Raw genomic sequence first — 17,109 nt, 5'->3', positions numbered from 1 at the left:
CCCCAAATTTAACTCGGCCGACATCAGCTGGCGGCCCCGGCCGCGTCGTGCCTCGATGAAAAGATCGCCTGCAGATTGGGGAGAATGATGAATTCTCCGCCCCTCTTCACCAGGCAGTTGATGTAATCGGCGCGCCAGCGCATGCCGACGCTCGGCGGCGCCTCGCTGGCGGACTTTGCAAGCGTCGTCACCTCGTTCACCTTATCGGTCCTGAGGCCGACGAGCGTCGGCTCGCCCTGCAGATCGATCTCGATGACGATGAAGCGGCTGTCGATCGTCGCCTCTGCTGCTTCCATCCCGAAGGCGAGACGCAGATCGGCGAGCGGAATGACCTTGCCCCGAAAGTTGATGACGCTGGCGACGAAAGGCTGGCTGCCCGGCACCGCGGTCTCTGGAAGCAGGTCCAGGATTTCCTGGACGATGACCGCTTCCAGCGCGAAGGTTTCGCCGTTGAGATCGAAGGTCAGGACCTCGACTTCCTCGGCATAGTTCCAGTGATTGTCAAATCGTTCAGCTACTGCTGTTGCACTCATCCTGCTACGCGCAATTGCGCCTCCTGTTGCTGACCCGCGGCCACCAGGTGCCCGACGTCGAGAATGAGAGCGACGCTGCCGTCGCCGAGAATGGTGGCGCCCGAGAAGGTCGCGACGTTATTGTGCAGTTTCGACATCGACTTGATGACCGTCTGGTGGTCGCCGATGATCTGGTCGACGACCAGGCCGACGCGCTCCGTGCCGGTCGAGATGACGACGACCTTCTGATGCACATCGGGCTTGGTGCCGGTGCGGAAGAGGTCGCGCAGGCGCAGGAACGGCACCAGGCTGTCGCGCAGCGAGATGAAGCTGCGGCCGCGCGAGCGAAGATCTTCCTCGAGCGACAGTTCGAGGCATTCCTCGACCGCCGAAAGCGGGATGACGTAGCGGCCGGAACCGACGCGCACCAGCAGGCCGTCGATGATAGCGAGCGTCAGAGGGATGCGCAGCGACACTTCCGAACCCTGTCCCGGCACGCTGACGATGTCGATCGCGCCGCGGAGCGCCTCGACCGTTTTCTTGACCACGTCCATGCCGACCCCGCGGCCGGACAGATTGGTGATCGCGGCTGCCGTCGAGAAGCCGGGGGCGAAGATCAGCTGCAGCAGCTCGGCGTCGGAAAGCGGCTGACCGGGCTGGATGAGGCCGGAGGATTCCGCTTTGGCGCGAACCCGTTCGCGATTGATCCCGCGGCCGTCGTCCTTGATCGCGATGATCACCTCGCCGCCGGCCTGACGGGCCGAAAGCGTCACCGTGCCGGCTTCGGTCTTGCCGGAGGCAAGGCGGTCGGCAGGCATTTCGAGGCCGTGATCGATCGAGTTGCGCACCAGATGCACCAGCGGATCGGCCAGACGTTCGATAACGGTTTTGTCGACTTCGGTGCTCTCGCCCTCCGTCACCAGTTCGATCACCTTGCCGGTCTCGCGAGCGAGATCGTGGACGAGGCGGCGGAAGCGCGAGAAGAGGGTGGCGACCGGCACCATGCGCAGCACCATCATCGTGTCGCGCAATTCGCCGGAGAGGCGTTCAATTTCTTCGGAGACGGAGCGCAACGCGATATCGGTGCTGGCGCTGGCGAGCTGGCTGAGGCGCGATTGCGCGATGACGAGCTCGCCGACGCGGTCCATCAACTCGTCCAGGCGTTCGGCAGGGACGCGGACATTCTCGGCCGCCTTCGCCTGGCTGACGGCGGCGGGCGCCTCTCGCTTGGCCGGAACCGCCTCGACAGGACGGAATTCCGGGACGGCGGACGGCGGAACGGGCGGCGCCGATGCCGCCGCGACCGGGGCGGGCACTGCCCCTTCCTCGACCGGTGCGGCGGGTGCTGCGGGTGCCGCTGCCGCGCCGTCGATCTCCTCGACGCTAAGTTCCATGTCGTCGAGCACGAAGATGAAGACGTCGTCGATCGCCGAGCGGTCCTGCTCGCTGGTCAGCGTCACGTCCCAGGAAATGTGGAGTTCCGTCGGAGTGAGCTCGTCGAGGGGCGGAATGGCCGAGGTGTTGGCGCGCACGGTGCATTCGCCGAGATCGCGCAGCTCGTCCAGCAGGCCGAGCGGGTTGGTGCCGTTGGCCATCGAATTGGCGGGCAGGCTGAAGCGGATGCGCGAGCTGTTTTTCTTTTTCGCCGTTGCCTCGCGAATGGCGGCGGGGGTGGGAGCAGCCGCCGCTGCTGGCGCCGCTTCCTTGCCGCCGACGGCAGCCTGCAGCTGCGCCAGAAGCTTATGCCCGGTATCGCCGTGATCGGCGTCCGGCTGGTCGACCAGAGCACGCATGTGGTCCTGGGCGGCGAGAACGGCGGCCACGAGTTCGCTGGTCGCCGCGACCTCGCCCTTGCGGACACGGTCGAAGGCTGTTTCGCAATGATGGGTGAAGGCGGCGAGCGCTTCGAAACCGAACATCGCGCCGGAGCCCTTGAGCGTGTGGAGCCCGCGGAACACGGCGTCGACGAGATCCATATTGTCGAGCTGATGGGTCAGGTCGAGAAGACCGGCCTCGATCGCTTCGAGGCATTCAGCGGCTTCGGTGCGGAATACGGCGACGGGATCGAGCGTACTCATCGTCCGAGAACCTTCTTGACGATCTTCACCAGGCTTTCCGGGTCGAACGGCTTGGTCAGCCAGCCCGTCGCGCCGGCGGCCTTGGCCCGCGCCTTGAGATCGGCGTCCGATTCCGTCGTCAGGAAGATGATCGGAACGCCGGCCTGCGCCGGCAGCTTGCGCAGTTCCTCGATCATCGTCAGACCGTCCATGACAGGCATGTTGAGATCGGTTACGATCAGATCGAAGCTGCTTCCCTTGGCCGTTGCGAGGCCCTCTGCCCCGTTGACCGCCTCGGTGACGCTATAGCCGGCATTGGTCAGCGTGACTTTGGTGGTCAGACGAATGCTGGCGGAATCGTCGACAGTCAGGATATTTGCACTCATAACGTCACCTCTTTATGCAACCAGAAATTTGCGTCTTCTCGATCGAAGGATTCGATGAAACCGGCGCGCTCAAGTACCTTCAGCACCGAGCCGCTGGCCGGAGAAGAAAGTTTGAACGTCTTTCCCTTGGCCTTTGCTTGGCGGCGCGAGGATTCGATAAGTTGAACGAAACTCAGATCCGCTTCCGCGCCTTCGGGAATGTTGATGGTGATTGTATCATTGCTATGAAATTCATCAGTAATCTTTGAATATAGTTCGGACATGTTACGAATAGTGAGCACGTCCGGGAAATTTATAGATTCGTAATATTGTTTCTGAGTATCCAATGCAGCCTCCTGGGCCAGAAAAATACTTGATGACCCTAAAAGGACTCTCACGGCAGCGTTAATGCAGAGTAAACAGCGGTTGTAGGAAACTGCCGTATAGCACGTTCCGCGACTCCCAATTCTCATCCGGGATAAGTTGTATTTTTCCCTCAAAATTTAGAAATAAATAAAATAAAAACAATATGTTGAATCATAAAGCCGAGCGTTAGGCTTTCACCGACACACCATCAACATCTTTCGTTAATCACAACGCTGGCGAGTCCCGGCGCGTTTACCGGACGTTTCCATCCTGCCCGTAAAAATAGAGTCGAATTGCCTGTATATTAAGAAAAGGTATAAAAGTGGCACACGCTCTGGTATCACCGAACGCTGCAGCCTACACATCAGGGCGGGACATCAGCCAGACCCTGGAATCTGCTCGGAGCCAGGTCGAGGAACGTTTCCTCGAAGGCGGCACCGTGCTGCTCTCGGTGATGGATGTCCTCAACCGTCTGTTGAACTCGCTCGAGAGCGTCACCACAACGCTTGACAACAAGGAGGCGAGCGACACCAGCGCCGATCTCCGCGCCACGGTGGAGAGCCTGATGGCGCTGCCCGTCACCGAGGAAAACCGGCAGCAGGCGCTCGTTTCGCTGGCGCATACCGGCAGGGAACTGCGCAAGCACGTCGCCGACATGCAGGAGACGATGCGTTATCTCAGAACCTTCGCGGTGACCGTGAAGATCACCGGTGCCGGCCTTGCCGAATTCGCCGGCTTCGCTCAGGAGATCCTGGAGCGCATCTATTCCGGCACCGATGAGGTCAACCGTTTCGCCACGCACCTCGACAGTCTCGATAAGGAGGTCAAGCTCGCCGCCTCCTTTGGCGCCGGTGTTTCCAAGGGCTATGCCGATACCGTTCCGGCCGTCGCGGCAGCGCTCCGCGATGATGCCGCCAAGATCGCCGGACATCGCAAGGATCTCGGCGTCATCGCCCGCGAGGTCGGCGCAATTGCCCGCGCCGTCCAAAGTAAGGTCGCCTCGACCCTGTCTGCCCTGCAGATCGGCGATATCACCCGCCAGCGCATCGAGCATGTGCAGGCCACCTTTTCGCTGCTTGAAGATTTTTTTGCCGGCGAGGATGGCGCGAGGCTCGATGCCGACGCGCGCCAGCGCCTCCAGAACGTCATTCACCATCTGACAGCGGCGCAGATGAGCGACATGTGCGCAAATTTCCAGCGGGATTCCGAAAACGTCGTCAAGACGATCGCGAGTTTCGACCACGACATGCGGGAGATTCTCAAGCTGCGCGATCAGATGAGCGGTGAGGGTGGCGAGGCCGGCGGCAACTTCATGCGCGCGCTGGAATCCAGCGTTTCAGCCGCCCATGAAATCGTCAAGCAGGTCGACACGGCAAGCCGCCAGGCTGACCAGGTAAGCCAGTCGACGATCGGTACGGCCGCCAAGCTCTCCGAAGCGATCGGCAACATCCGCGCCGTCAAGACCGACATTCACTATATGGCTTTGAATACCAACCTGCGCTGCAGCCGGCTCGGCGAGGAAGGCAAGTCGATCAACGTCGTCACCGCCGAGCTGCGCATCTTCGCCGGCAAGCTCGACGATTCCGCCGACGCCATCGTCAACGGCCTGCCGGCGCTCGAAGCTGCGGCCGGGCGCGTCGCCCCCGCCACGGATGCCGGAGCCGGCAATCTCGGAGAAAGCCTGACCTCGGCCGTCGGCAACATCCGCTCTGCAGCCAACGTGATGGAAAACGAGTTGAAGGTGCTCGCCGAGAACGGTCGCGAGGTCGCCAACAAGATCAGCCTATTGATCGGCAAGCTCGATTTCCAGCATAATCTCGGCGAAGTCCTTGCCGGCTGCGCCGATATGCTCGAAGGGGTCGCCGGCACCGATGTCGCCGACATCTCCGATCTCGCCGAGACGATCGCGCCGCTCGACCGCAAGATCTTCAAGCACTATACGATGGTCCAGGAGCGCAGCATTCATCGCGGCATCATTCCGGCGAGCGAGGACAGCACCTCCGCTCCCGCCGAAACCGCCAAAGCCGAAAACGATGAAGACCTTTTCGCCGATGCGCTTTTTTAGGTTGGAACGCGACAGCGCCGCACGTCTTTTCAGACGCGCAAAGGATGTTGTAGCAGCATAATGCCCAAATCGATTCAGATTTAAGGGATTATGCAATAGCCCGTCCGCCTCGTCGGCCGGGTCGCCAAGCGGTCGCTATCGCCGCCGGAACTTGTTGGCGGCGTCGATCGCCGCCTTCTGCTGGGTGTCCTCGATGCCGAGATAGAAATCCTCGAGCGCCGGATCGGCGAGCCCGGCCCGGCGTGAGAGCACGTACCACTTCGCCGCCTCGATCGGATTGGGCGCCGTGCCGATCGCGTTGATATAGAGATGGGCGAGCTTGTTCTGCGCGGCGACATTGCCGCCATTGGCGGCAAGTTTCAGCCATTCGAAGCCCTTGACGTAATCCTTCGGCCCGCCGACGCCGTTGACCAGCCAGATGCCGAGATCAAGCTGGGCCGTGTCGAAGCCGGCGCGCGCCGCGCGTGCCATCCATTCGCGAGCGAGCTTCTTCTTTTCCTCCGGCAGGTCCTTCAGCGTCGCATAGATCTGCGCCACGGCATATTGCGAGTCGGCAATGCCCTGCTCGGCCGATTTCTCATAGAATGGCAGCGCCAGCCTCAGTCCCTTCTCGCCGGGATTGTCGGCGATGAGAAGCTGTGCCCAGTTGAATTCCGCCGAAGGATTGCCGGCTTCGGCCGCCTTGTGCATGTAGTCGTCGGCCTTGACCTTGTCGCGCGGCACGCCCTCGCCTTCCATCAGGATCAGCGCATATTTGAACATCGCCGCCGCATCGCCGCCTTCGGCCGCCTTGCCGTACCAGAAGGCAGCGCTTTTCACGTCCTTCTTGACGCCGAGGCCCTGCGAGAGGATTTCGCCGATCAGCGTCTGCGCCGCCGGATCGCCGAGCTGGGCGCGCGGCAGCGCCTTGTCCATTGCCGTCAGGTAATAACCGCGCTGGAAGGCGCCGTAGGCCTCGTCGATCGGCCCCTTGTAATCCTTCTCCGGCGGCAGGTCCGGCAGCTTCGCGCCCATGCGGTCGAATACGCCGACACCATCGGAAGGTTGCACGCCCGGGCTGGAAGGCCGGTCGGTGCGGAAGGTCGAAGCCGGCCCCGTGTCCGGCTGGCTGATGACGCTGTCCGGCGCCTGCGCCAAGGCAACATTCGGCCCGGCCGCAAGGAAGGCGGCCATGCCGGCGAGGAGATATTTCAAAAGACGGGCGGGCGGGATCGGCATGAGCGCGATTTCAATCCTCAAACCGTGGCGCTTTTTCGTCAAGCAACGCATTGATCTCGGCAACGACGGACGGCGCCCGGGCGGGCTCGCCGAAGACCGCCAGCCGCATCGCCACGAACTCCGCTCCGGTCTCGGCGACGGCGAGCGCCGAAGCCGGATCGGTACCGCCCATGACGATGCAGGGAATCTCGATCATCGAGGCCCACCATTCGCCGAGCGCCAGGTTCTTCGGATGCGCCTCCGGCTTGATGTCCCCGTCGAGCTTGCCGAAGAAGATATAGTCCGGCCTGACTTCGCCGATCTCCAGCGCGTGGTGGCGGTCAGCCGCGTTGCCGCCGCCGACGATCAGCTTCGGCGCATGTTTGTCGATCGCCTCCGAAAGGGCCTCCGCATTGCCGGAAAGGTGCAGGCCGTCGGCCTTCGCCCGGCCTGCGACACGGCTGTCGCCTGCTATCAGCGCGGCGGCGCCAGCGTCCTGGATCAACGGCACCAGCTTTTCGGCATGTTTCTGGAAGGTGCCGTCGTCGCGCCCGTATTGCGGCACGATCACCGAGGCGACATCGCCGCCCTTCAGCGCGTCGGCGACGATCTTTGCCTGTTCATCGGCATCGGCGATATCAGGTGCGATGAGCACAAGGCGGCAGCGGTTTTCCGGTTCGGTCATGGGGTCTTTCCGTTTCCTGCGAATTCCCCTTCGAAATGAGGGATCCGCACTCGTTTTGTGTGAGTAGTTCCGTTAGACGAGGCTTGCAAGAGGAGGACGTCGAAAGCATGCCGCAGGATTTTTCATTCTACTACGCCGCCGTGCCCGCCGTTCTGCTGGTGGGCCTCGCAAAGGGCGGTATGGGCGACGCTTTGTCGCTGATCGGCTTGCCCTTCCTCGCCCTCGTCGTCTCGCCGGTCGAGGCGGCGGCGATCCTGCTGCCGATCCTGGTCTTCATGGACGTCATCTCGCTCGTCATCTGGCGCAAGCATGGCGACTGGACGACGCTGAAGATCATGCTGCCGGGCGCCGTCTTCGGCATTGCGCTAGGCTGGGCGACCTCGGCGCTGGTTCCGGGCAACATGCTGCGCATCGTCATCGGCGCGGTGACAATCCTCTTCTGCCTGCGCTATTTCTGGAGCAATTTCGGCCCAGGCGCCGGCAAGGTGGCCCCACCGCGCGGCCAGCGGTCGGTAGCAGCCAGCCTCTGGGGCACATTCTCCGGTTACGGCAGCTTCGTCGCCCATGCCGGCGGCGCACCCTTCCAGATCTATGCCCTGCCGCTCAAATTGCAGCCACGCGAATATACCGGCACCAGCGTGCGCTTCTTCGCGATCCTCAACGCCATCAAGCTGGTCCCCTATTTCGCGCTCGGCCAACTCGGCACCCAGAACCTTGCGACCTCCGCAACGCTTCTGCCCTTCGCCCCGCTCGCCACCATTGCCGGCGCCTGGTGCGTGCGCCGGATGAAGCCACAGATCTTCTACCCCTTCATGTATGCAATGGCTCTGATCGCCGCCTTCCTGATCCTGCGCGAGGGCTTTGGCTGGTAAGCGGCCCTACAGCGCCGCGCGTCTTTTCAAGAGCGCAAATGACGCTGTAGCACTTTGAATGGCTGCACGCTGCAATGCACAATTTCCTTGCTGGCACGGCCTGTTTGACGTAGCGTTGCCGCCATGTCGAACACAGACCCGTTCTCTGCGATTGCCGATCCGAACCGGCGGTTTCTGCTGGAGGAATTGCGTCGCGCGCCACGGACGGTCAATGAGCTCGCCGAAGGCCTGCCGATCAGCCGTCCTGCTGTTTCGCAGCACCTGAAGGCGCTTCTCGACAGCAATCTCGTTTCCGTGACCTCGGAAGGCACCAAACGCATCTACACGGTCAACAACCGCGGCTTCGACAAGCTCAATTTGTGGCTGGATCAGTTCTGGGCCTGATGCACGTTCCCATGAGATTTGGGAATACGATGCAAATCACAAGGAATGCGATGTGAGATGTGGCGACCCAAAAGCGCCAGCCACGATGCCGGATGCATCGGACTGGCGCAAATATGGTGTCAAATCACCGGTTCTTGCAAATTTTTGGTGGAATGGATGGATTTACCTTGTTGCGCAAGATGATCGCCCGGCGACCCTTGGGAAGACTAGTGGACGGATGACTTAAGACGCTGAATCTCGTCCTTGATGCGCAGCTTGCGGCGCTTGCATTCGGCAAGTTCCGTATCGGAAATAGAGGGAGATGTTCTGAGCGCGTGCAACTCCTCCTCGAGAGCGACATGCTTTTTCTGGAGTGACTCAAGATGAGCTTGAACAGTCATATGACCCTTCCTTCCTCTTACCCTCCCCGGCCAACATCGTCGGGGATCAAGGTGTCAACGGGCGGGACTGTGACACATTTTTGAAGGCTTGTCGAAGGCCAAAAGATGAAGACTGGATGGCAATTTCATGATCAAGACTAACTAGCCGTTACCTGTATTTGGTGATAGGAGCTTGCGGAAATCATCGCCAGATCGGACAAGGTCCAGGGACGATAACGGGGAATGCATATGGCCGATCAGGAACAGGCGGAAATCAGGCTCACGGTGGCGCGTCTGCGCCAGGAGCACGAGGATTTCGACGCCGCGATCAACGCCATGATCCAGACCGGATGCGATGCTCTGCGGATCCAGCGCATGAAAAAGAAGAAGCTCGTTATCAAGGACAAGCTCTCCAAGCTGGAAGATCAGATCATCCCTGACATCATCGCCTGAGAGGGAAGAGCAGCAACGATGACAGACAGACCGCCCGTCGCCATCATCATGGGCAGCCAGTCCGACTGGGAGACCATGAAAAACGCCGCCGACACGCTGGAGGCGCTGGAAATTCCCTATGACGCGCGCATCATTTCAGCGCACCGCACAGTCGACCGGCTGGTCAATTTCGCCAAGGGCGCACGCGCGGAGGGCTTCAAGGTCATCATCGCCGGCGCCGGCGGCGCCGCCCATCTGCCGGGTATGACCGCCGCGATGACGCCGCTGCCGGTCTTCGGCGTGCCGGTCCAGTCGAAAGCCCTGTCCGGCCAGGACAGCCTCCTTTCCATCGTGCAGATGCCGGCCGGTATTCCTGTCGGTACGCTCGCCATCGGCAAGGCCGGCGCGGTCAACGCCGCCCTTCTCGCCGCCGCGGTGCTTGCCCTTTCCGACGAAGAGATCGCCGACCGGCTCGACGAATGGCGCGAGCGCCAGAGTGCTGCCGTCGCCGAATACCCGATGGACGATCTATGACGGCAAGAACGATCGGCATTATCGGCGGCGGCCAGCTCGGCCGCATGCTGGCCATTGCCGCCGCCAGGTTGAATTTTCGCACGGTCATCCTCGAGCCGCAGGCAGACTGCCCGGCCGCCCAGCTCGCCAACCGGCAGATTACCGCCGCCTATGACGATCCGGCGGCACTGGCCGAACTCGCCGATATCTGCGACGTCGTCACCTACGAATTCGAGAACGTGCCCGTTGCAGCCGCCGAAACGCTGTCGGCGCGCGTGTCCGTCTATCCGCCGCCGAAGGCGCTGGAAGCCGCCCAGGACCGTCTCGTCGAAAAACGCTTTCTCAACGGCTGTGGCATAACCACTGCCCGCTTCCATGCGATCGACAGCCAGGCCGATCTCGAAACGGCACTGAAGGATTTCGGCGGCCAGGGCGTGCTGAAGACCCGCCGTCTCGGTTATGACGGCAAGGGCCAGAAGGTTTTCCGCTCGGCCGCAGACAGCCCCGACGGCGCCTATGCGGCACTTGGCGGCGTGCCGCTCATCCTCGAAAGCTTCGTCGCCTTCGAGCGAGAGGTCTCGATCATCGCTGCCCGCGCTACCGACGGTACGGTCGTCTGCTTCGATCCCGCCGAGAATGTCCACCGCAGCGGTATCCTCCACACCTCGACGGTTCCCGCCGCGATCTCCGCGCCGGCGGCGGACGCCGCGCGGCAATCGGCCGAGAAAATCCTTGCCGCATTGAACTATGTCGGCGTCATCGGCATCGAATTCTTCGTGCTTGCCGATGGCGGTCTGATTGCCAACGAGATGGCGCCGCGTGTCCACAACTCCGGTCACTGGACGGAAGCCGCCTGCGTCGTCAGCCAGTTCGAGCAGCATATCCGCGCCGTTGCCGGCCTGCCGCTCGGCAATGCCGAGCGCCATTCCGACTGCGTCATGCAGAACCTGATCGGCGACGATATCCTTGCCGTTCCCGACTGGCTGCGGCGCCCCGAGACGCTGGTTCATCTCTATGGCAAGACCGAGTGGCGCCCCGGCCGCAAGATGGGCCATGTCACCACCTTGACGCCGAAATCGCCGGTTTTAGCCTGAGAAAACACCGCGACGCCTTGGGAAAAACACCTTCATGTGGTTGACACGGAAAAGGTGAAGAGGTATCTGCTCCCCACCTAAACAGCGCGCCCGATGGCGCGCTTTTGATTGTTAAAGATACGGGCGAATGTGAATTCCCCCATAGAGATCGCGGATCAGAAAAATGAAGATCAAGAATTCGCTCAAGTCGCTCAAGGCTCGTCACCGTGACAACCGTCTGGTTCGCCGCAAGGGCCGCATCTACATCATCAACAAGCTGAACCCGCGCTTCAAGGCTCGTCAGGGCTGATTTCGCGCGTCCGGATCGCCCTGCCGCGTGCGCTTGCGCCGGCAGATATCCGGTGGGTCGCTCCGGTGATCACGTCAAATTTGTTTGATCTTCAGCGCTGGCGGGCTAATATGTCCGCCATGCGCTTTTTTGCTTTGACATCAGCGGCGCTGCCGCTCGCCCTCACTTTCCTCACCTCCTCCTTTCCGGCCGCCGCCGCGGAAGAGCCCGTTGCCGCCGCGAAAAAGGACGTCATCGTCGAGCAGGCGGATGCCAACAGTTCGCCGAAGCAGCACATCGACCAGCTCTTCAGCCAGCTGAAGCGTGAACGCGATCCCGAAAAGGCCAGCGGCATCGCCAATGAAATCCGCATGGAATGGAACGATTCCGGCAGCGCTACCATCAATCTGCTGATGCAGTGGGCCGACAAGGCGATCGAGGAAAAGCGCAATCCGGCCGCCCTCGATTTCCTCGATGAAGCGATCGCGCTGAAGCCCGATTATGCCGAAAGCTGGAACCGCCGCGCCACGCTGAATTTCGTCATGGGAAATTATCGCAAGTCGATGTCCGACATCGAACGTGTGCTCGATCTCGAGCCGCGCCATTTCGGCGCGCTCTCCGGCATGGCGGCGATCCTCAGCAATTCCGGCAACGACCAGCTGACCTTAAAGGCGTGGGAGCGTTTTCTCGATATCTATCCCGCCGAACGCACCGCGCAGGAACAGGCCAACACGCTTGCGGAAAAACTTGCCGGCAACCGCACCTGATTCCCGGTCAGCGATCTTGACGTCGGATCACGCTGCACAATTTTAGAATAGAGAGGGAACGATGTGGCGGTTGTCCGCTCGCAGGACGTCCCGCAATTATCGCTCGTTGAGATCATGCTTGCAGAAGTTTCCGCTCTTCTCGCCCCGCTCGCCGCCGCTATCGGTTACTCCACTTATAAGGCGCGGCAATTCGAACACGCCTATCCGAATATCGGCGAACTGACGGATGTCGGCGGCTACCGCATGAATGCCGTCCACGTCGAGCGTCCCGAAAATGCGGATCTGCCGGCGCTGGTCTTCATTCACGGTGCCAGCGGCAATCTGCTCGACCAGGTCGTTGCCTTCCGCGCCGCACTCGAAGGCCGAGCGGAAATGCTGTTTGTCGATCGTCCCGGTCATGGCTATTCCGAACGCGGCGGCCCTGAGAACGCCGTCCCCTCCGGCCAGGCAGATGCGATCGCCAGGCTGATGGAGAAGCGTGGCATCGAGAAGGCGATCATCGTCGGCCATTCCTTCGGCGGCGCGATCACCGCCGCCTTCGGCCTGCGCCATCCTGACAAGACCGCCGGCCTACTCTTCCTCGCGCCCGCCACCCATCCTTGGCCGGGCGGCATCGACTGGTACTATCATGTGGCGACAGTGCCGATCGTCGGCTGGCTCTTCAACCATGCGATCGTCGTGCCGCTCGGGCTGAGCCGGCTGGAGCGCGGCACGCTGAATGTCTTCCGTCCCAATCCTCGCCCGGCCGACTACATCGAAAAAACCGGTCCGTCGCTGGTGCTGCGCCCCAGCGCCTTCCACAACAATGCCGCCGATTTCAAAAGACTGCTCGCCTATGTGAAGGAGCAGTCGCTGCTCTATTCGCAGATCACCGCGCCGACCGTCATCATAACGGGCGACCGCGACGAGATCGTCTGGGAGCACCTGCATTCGCGCGGCCTTGCCCGCGATATATCAGGTTCCGAACTCATCACCGTCAGGGGCGTCGGCCACAAACCGGATTATCTCGCGACCGATGTCGCCATCGCCGCCATGGAAAAGATCGCCGGCAAGCCGCGCGACCTGCAGGCCATCGCCCGCAAGGCCGAAGCGAGGCTTGCCGCCACCTCACGCGATCGGACGGTCGCAACCGCGCCGGCGCTGGCGCCTGCTGCGCCGCGTGTCTTTTCAGACGCGCAAAACACGCTGTAGCATATTGAATTGTATCACTATCCGGCCAAGGGCCGCATGTCCTTCGACCGCGGCCTGACGACGACACCAACCGGAAACTCGCCGAACTCCTGACGCTTTAACTTTTGTTTTTACGCATATCGTCGTCGTAAACCCGGCGCACGCTTTTGCGCGACATGATTTAAAGCCAACCCCTTGCATTGCCTCGGGCCCAGGCAGTCCCATATGTTTTTCCATCATTGTCCATAGGAGGGGAAATCATGAGCCGCCTGCATATCGGGACGATCTCCGTCATATCAGCATTGTCGCTGAGCCTGACCTCGGCTTTTGCCGCCTCGCCTGCGCCCGTCGAAGCCGAGCACGGCATGGTCGTCACCGCCCAGCATCTGGCGACCGATGTCGGCGTCGAGGTGCTGAAAGGCGGCGGCAATGCAGTCGATGCGGCGGTCGCCGTCGGTTATGCGCTGGCGGTCGTCTATCCCTCGGCCGGCAATCTCGGTGGTGGCGGCTTCATGACCATCCGCCTGAAGGACGGCACCAAGACTTTCCTCGATTTTCGCGAACGCGCGCCGCTTGCCGCCACCAAGACCATGTATCTCGATGCCAAGGGCGATATCGTGCCGCGCGCCAGCCTCGACGGTTATCTTGCCGTCGGCGTGCCGGGCTCCGTCATGGGCTTCGAGACCGCGCGCGAGAAATACGGCACCAAACCGCGCGAAGAACTGATCGCACCGGCGCTCCGCTTCGCCAAGGAAGGTTTCACGCTGGAACAGGGCGACGCCGCAAGTTTCGCCGGCAACGCCAAGCGCCTCGCCAAGGATGAAGCCACGGCAAAGATCTTCCTGAAACCTGATGGCAAACCCTATGCATCCGGCGAAAAACTCCAGCAGCCGGACCTTGCCGCAGTCCTGTCAGGCATCTCCGAAAAAGGCCCCGACGCCTTCTACAAGGCCGCGCCCGCCGAGGCGATCGTCGAGGCGAGCCAGGCCAAGGGCGGCATCCTCGCCAAGGAGGATTTCGAGCAATATGCCGTGCGCGAATTGAAGCCGATCGAGTGCAATTATCGCGGCTACGACATCATCTCCTCGCCGCCGCCCTCCTCCGGCGGCGTCATCACCTGCGAGATCCTCAATGTTCTCGAAGGCTATCCGCTCTCCTATCTGGGCTATAACTCGGCCGAAACCGTGCACATCATGGTCGAGGCGATGCGTTATGCCTATGTCGACCGCAATGCAGCACTCGGCGATCCCGACTTCGTCGAGAACCCGGTCACAAAGCTGCTCGACAAGAAATATGCTCTGGAAATTGCCGCCAAGATCGATCCCTACAAGGCCGGCACCTCGGCGAACCTGAAACCGCTCGGCGGCAAGGAAAGCAACGAGACGACGCATTATTCGATCATCGACGACGAGGGCAATGCGGTCGCCGTCACCTATACGCTGAATGGCTCCTTCGGTGCCGGCGTCGTAGCGCCCGGCACCGGTGTGCTGCTGAACAACGAAATGGACGATTTCACTTCCAAGCCCGGCGTGCCGAACCTCTACGGACTGGTGCAGGGCGAGGCCAATGCCATCGCCCCGAAGAAGACGCCGCTCTCCTCGATGAGCCCGACAATCGTCACCCGGGACGGCAAACCCTTTATGGTGATCGGCAGCCCCGGCGGCTCGCGCATCATCACCATCACACTGGAAGCGATCCTCAATGTCGTCGATTTCGGCATGGATATCAGCCAGGCGGTCAATGCCCCGCGCCTCCACCACCAATGGCAGCCCGACAAAGTCTTTCTCGAACCCTATGCGCTTTCGCCCGATACCGAAAAGACGCTTGCCGCCATGGGCTACAGCTTCGATGGCGGCAATGACGCGCCGCAATGGGGCCAGGCCGCCGGCATCCTCGTCGGCGGCAAAAGCCTTGCTGCCATCGAAAAGGGTGGCGGTGCCCGCTATAACGGCGCCATGGACAGCCGCGCGGCAGAAGGGTCGGCAAGCGGCTACTGACGGTTCGCGATCGCCTGATCAAACAGTCGGCGGAAGCGCAACGCGGCTCAAGACGCAGCGGTGGCACCATTCATGTCACCGTGACAAAGTCGCCGTTCACAATTGGCTTGCCGCGCCCTATGCATGGGCGAACTCGCAAGCAGAAAGATTCCCGAATGGCCAGCATTGAAATGATTGTCGCAGCTCGCGCCCGTCTGCGCGGTCATGCAAGGCGCACACCGCTTCTCTCCTCCCCTTTCCTCGATGAGATCGCCGGCCGGCGTCTGTTCGTGAAAGCGGAGTGTCTGCAGCATTCCGGCTCGTTCAAATTTCGCGGCGGCTGGTCGGCGGTCTCGGGCCTCGATCCGGCGGTGCGCTCGAAGGGCGTCATCGCCTTCTCCTCCGGCAACCATGCCCAGGGCGTTGCGCTTGCGGCCAAGCTGCACGGCGTGCCCTCCGTCATCATCATGCCGAGCGATGCGCCGAAGCTGAAGATTGCCAACACCCGTGCCTTCGGTGCCGAGGTGGTGCTCTACGACCGCGTCAACGAGGATCGCGACGAGATCGGCGCAAGGCTTTCGGCCGAGCGCGGCCTGACACTGATCAAGCCCTTCGACGAACCGCTTGTCATCGCTGGTCAGGGCACGACCGGTCTCGAAATCTCCGAGCAGGCTGGGGAGGAGGGCGTGACATCAGCCGAAGTCCTCGTTCCCTGCGGCGGCGGCGGATTGACCTCCGGCATTGCGCTCGCCCTTGAAGCCAGCGCCCCCGGCTTTCGCGTCCGCCCTTGCGAGCCCAAGGATTTCGACGACACCACCCGCTCGCTCGCCTCCGGCAAGATCGAACGCAACGCGGCGGTATCAGGCTCGATCTGCGATGCGATCGTCACGCCGCAGCCCGGCAACATCACTTTCCCGATCCTCAAACGCCTCGCCGGCGCCGGCATCGTCGTCACCGACGAGGAGGCGCTGCGCGCCATGGCACTCGCCTTCACACGGCTAAAGATCGTCGTCGAGCCCGGCGGCGCCGTTGCGCTTGCTGCCGCCCTCTTCCATGGCGACGCCCTGGAAAGCGACACGATCGTCGCCGTCACATCGGGCGGCAACGTCGATGCCGATACTTTCTCCACCGCCTTGGAACGCTTCGGTTGAGGTAAGTGCCCCAACCATCCGCAGCATATGCCGCGGATGGTTTTTGTCAGCAAACCATTATGCCAGCTTGTAACGCTTGGCCGGCACACTGCGAGACAGGTTCGGAATCAATGCCTGGCGCGCCTGCTCGTAAGCAGAAAGCAAGCCTGCATCCTCAAGCGCCGGAATCGTTGCGAACTCACCCTGCTTAAGGCCGGCGAGCGAGGCATCGACCATGTCTTCGGCCGACATTACGATCTCGTTCGGCAGATGCTCTATCGGCGTGCCGGCAATGCCCCAGAATTCCGTCGCTGTGGCGCCCGGTAGCACGGCCTGTATACGGATGTTCTTCTCCGTCAGTTCATGCTTCAGCGACTGGCTGAAGGCGAGCACGAAGGCTTTCGTGGCGCCATAGACGCCGTTCAGGCGCTCTGGCGCGATCGCGACGATGGAAGCAATGTTAATGATCGTGCCACCGCCGCGGGCAACGAAACCGGGAGCGGCGGCATAGGTCAGTCGCATCAGCGCCGTCACGTTGAGTTCGATCATCTTCTGCATCTTGTCGACATCAGCGGCGAGCAGCGGCGCCGTTCCGCCAACGCCGGCATTGTTGACCAGAAGCGTGATGCTCCGGTCTTGCTTCAGCACGCCTTCGACACGGGCGAGGTCGGCCGTGTTGCCGAGGTCAGCCACAACGGTCTCGACCGTCCTGCCCGTCTCCTCAGTCAGTCCGCTTGCCAAGGCCTTCAGCCGCTCACCGTTGCGGGCAACGATGATCAGGTCATAACCCTGCTTTGCCAGCCTGTGCGCATAGACTGCTCCGATGCCCGAGGATGCGCCGGTGACAAGCGCCGTGCCCTTATGTTCCTGTATCATGATCTATCTCCTCGCATGCGC

At 61.8% G+C, this 17,109-nt stretch carries 19 protein-coding genes; 11 read left to right on the top strand and 8 right to left on the bottom strand.

The window, feature by feature from the left end:
* Nucleotides 1-23: 23 nt before the first annotated feature.
* Genes G9X68_RS30535 through G9X68_RS30520 form a run of 4 tightly spaced genes read right to left on the bottom strand, consistent with a single transcriptional unit; the run spans nt 24 to nt 3,281 of the window.
* Nucleotides 24-533, bottom strand: a complete 510-nt coding sequence (locus G9X68_RS30535; protein WP_171605562.1) for a chemotaxis protein CheW — start codon at nt 531-533, stop codon at nt 24-26.
* The gene (locus G9X68_RS30530) at nt 530-2,590 is read right to left on the bottom strand and encodes a chemotaxis protein CheA (RefSeq protein ID WP_171605561.1); all 2,061 of its coding nucleotides are present in this window, start codon (nt 2,588-2,590) and stop codon (nt 530-532) included. The genes G9X68_RS30535 and G9X68_RS30530 overlap by 4 nt, the downstream gene beginning before the upstream one ends.
* The gene (locus G9X68_RS30525) at nt 2,587-2,955 is read right to left on the bottom strand and encodes a response regulator (protein WP_003552634.1); all 369 of its coding nucleotides are present in this window, start codon (nt 2,953-2,955) and stop codon (nt 2,587-2,589) included. The genes G9X68_RS30530 and G9X68_RS30525 overlap by 4 nt, the downstream gene beginning before the upstream one ends.
* The gene (locus tag G9X68_RS30520) at nt 2,952-3,281 is read right to left on the bottom strand and encodes an STAS domain-containing protein (RefSeq protein WP_171605560.1); all 330 of its coding nucleotides are present in this window, start codon (nt 3,279-3,281) and stop codon (nt 2,952-2,954) included. Before G9X68_RS30520 ends, G9X68_RS30525 begins: the two co-directional genes overlap by 4 nt.
* Before the next feature lie 341 nt (nt 3,282-3,622).
* On the opposite strand from G9X68_RS30520, the gene G9X68_RS30515 reads away from it, so the two are divergent.
* Nucleotides 3,623-5,365 carry a chemotaxis protein gene (locus G9X68_RS30515; RefSeq protein ID WP_171605559.1) on the top strand — a complete coding sequence of 581 codons (1,743 nt, stop codon included), beginning with the start codon at nt 3,623-3,625 and terminating at the stop codon, nt 5,363-5,365.
* A gap of 135 nt (nt 5,366-5,500) precedes the next feature.
* Here G9X68_RS30515 and G9X68_RS30510 read toward each other — a convergent pair whose 3' ends face one another.
* Together G9X68_RS30510 and G9X68_RS30505 are read right to left on the bottom strand one after the other, a co-directional pair.
* Complete coding sequence (locus G9X68_RS30510) at nt 5,501-6,583, bottom strand: tetratricopeptide repeat protein (protein ID WP_171605558.1); 1,083 nt, start codon at nt 6,581-6,583, stop codon at nt 5,501-5,503.
* Between the two features lie 10 nt (nt 6,584-6,593).
* The gene (locus tag G9X68_RS30505) at nt 6,594-7,247 is read right to left on the bottom strand and encodes a thiamine phosphate synthase (RefSeq protein WP_171605557.1); all 654 of its coding nucleotides are present in this window, start codon (nt 7,245-7,247) and stop codon (nt 6,594-6,596) included.
* Between the two features lie 107 nt (nt 7,248-7,354).
* Here G9X68_RS30505 and G9X68_RS30500 point away from each other — a divergent pair, with 107 nt between their 5' ends.
* Both G9X68_RS30500 and G9X68_RS30495 read left to right on the top strand, forming a co-directional pair.
* Complete coding sequence (locus tag G9X68_RS30500; RefSeq protein ID WP_171605556.1) at nt 7,355-8,119, top strand: sulfite exporter TauE/SafE family protein; 765 nt, start codon at nt 7,355-7,357, stop codon at nt 8,117-8,119.
* A gap of 123 nt (nt 8,120-8,242) precedes the next feature.
* Nucleotides 8,243-8,503, top strand: coding sequence for an ArsR/SmtB family transcription factor (locus G9X68_RS30495; RefSeq protein ID WP_003542830.1), 261 nt, complete (start codon nt 8,243-8,245; stop codon nt 8,501-8,503).
* A gap of 206 nt (nt 8,504-8,709) precedes the next feature.
* On the opposite strand, the gene G9X68_RS30490 is transcribed toward G9X68_RS30495, so the two are convergent.
* Nucleotides 8,710-8,883: a YdcH family protein gene (locus G9X68_RS30490; RefSeq protein WP_003542831.1), complete on the bottom strand. Its 174-nt coding sequence runs from the start codon at nt 8,881-8,883 to the stop codon at nt 8,710-8,712.
* A 228-nt stretch (nt 8,884-9,111) separates the two neighbouring features.
* Between G9X68_RS30490 and G9X68_RS30485 the strand changes: the two genes are divergently transcribed.
* The 8 genes from G9X68_RS30485 to G9X68_RS30450 all read left to right on the top strand — a co-directional run bounded on the left by G9X68_RS30485 (nt 9,112) and on the right by G9X68_RS30450 (nt 16,233).
* A complete protein-coding gene (locus tag G9X68_RS30485) occupies nt 9,112-9,315 on the top strand; it encodes a YdcH family protein (protein ID WP_171605555.1) in 204 nt (67 codons plus the stop codon).
* A gap of 18 nt (nt 9,316-9,333) precedes the next feature.
* Nucleotides 9,334-9,828: a 5-(carboxyamino)imidazole ribonucleotide mutase gene (gene purE / locus G9X68_RS30480; protein WP_011653459.1), complete on the top strand. Its 495-nt coding sequence runs from the start codon at nt 9,334-9,336 to the stop codon at nt 9,826-9,828.
* On the top strand, nt 9,825-10,901 hold the full coding sequence (locus G9X68_RS30475; RefSeq protein ID WP_171605554.1) for a 5-(carboxyamino)imidazole ribonucleotide synthase: 1,077 nt from the start codon (nt 9,825-9,827) through the stop codon (nt 10,899-10,901). Before purE ends, G9X68_RS30475 begins: the two co-directional genes overlap by 4 nt.
* Before the next feature lie 163 nt (nt 10,902-11,064).
* The gene (gene ykgO / locus G9X68_RS30470) at nt 11,065-11,190 is read left to right on the top strand and encodes a type B 50S ribosomal protein L36 (RefSeq protein WP_003566454.1); all 126 of its coding nucleotides are present in this window, start codon (nt 11,065-11,067) and stop codon (nt 11,188-11,190) included.
* 110 nt (nt 11,191-11,300) lie between these two features.
* Nucleotides 11,301-11,936 (top strand): tetratricopeptide repeat protein, encoded by a 636-nt coding sequence (locus G9X68_RS30465; protein ID WP_171605553.1) that lies wholly within the window; start codon nt 11,301-11,303, stop codon nt 11,934-11,936.
* 114 nt (nt 11,937-12,050) lie between these two features.
* Nucleotides 12,051-13,127, top strand: a complete 1,077-nt coding sequence (locus G9X68_RS30460; protein ID WP_171605623.1) for an alpha/beta fold hydrolase — start codon at nt 12,051-12,053, stop codon at nt 13,125-13,127.
* Nucleotides 13,128-13,366: 239 nt separating this feature from the next.
* Nucleotides 13,367-15,103 carry a gamma-glutamyltransferase gene (gene ggt / locus G9X68_RS30455; protein WP_171605552.1) on the top strand — a complete coding sequence of 579 codons (1,737 nt, stop codon included), beginning with the start codon at nt 13,367-13,369 and terminating at the stop codon, nt 15,101-15,103.
* Nucleotides 15,104-15,258: 155 nt separating this feature from the next.
* Nucleotides 15,259-16,233: a threonine ammonia-lyase gene (locus G9X68_RS30450; protein WP_171605551.1), complete on the top strand. Its 975-nt coding sequence runs from the start codon at nt 15,259-15,261 to the stop codon at nt 16,231-16,233.
* Between the two features lie 57 nt (nt 16,234-16,290).
* Here the strand turns inward: G9X68_RS30450 and G9X68_RS30445 are convergent, their stop codons facing one another.
* A complete protein-coding gene (locus G9X68_RS30445) occupies nt 16,291-17,088 on the bottom strand; it encodes an SDR family NAD(P)-dependent oxidoreductase (protein WP_171605550.1) in 798 nt (265 codons plus the stop codon).
* Nucleotides 17,089-17,109: the final 21 nt, after the last annotated feature.

Origin of the sequence: Rhizobium changzhiense, assembly GCF_013087625.1 — a bacterium.
GTDB lineage: Bacteria > Pseudomonadota > Alphaproteobacteria > Rhizobiales > Rhizobiaceae > Rhizobium > Rhizobium sophorae.
Note: the sequence above shows the minus strand (reverse complement) of the source record. Positions and strands in the feature narration are given on the sequence as shown.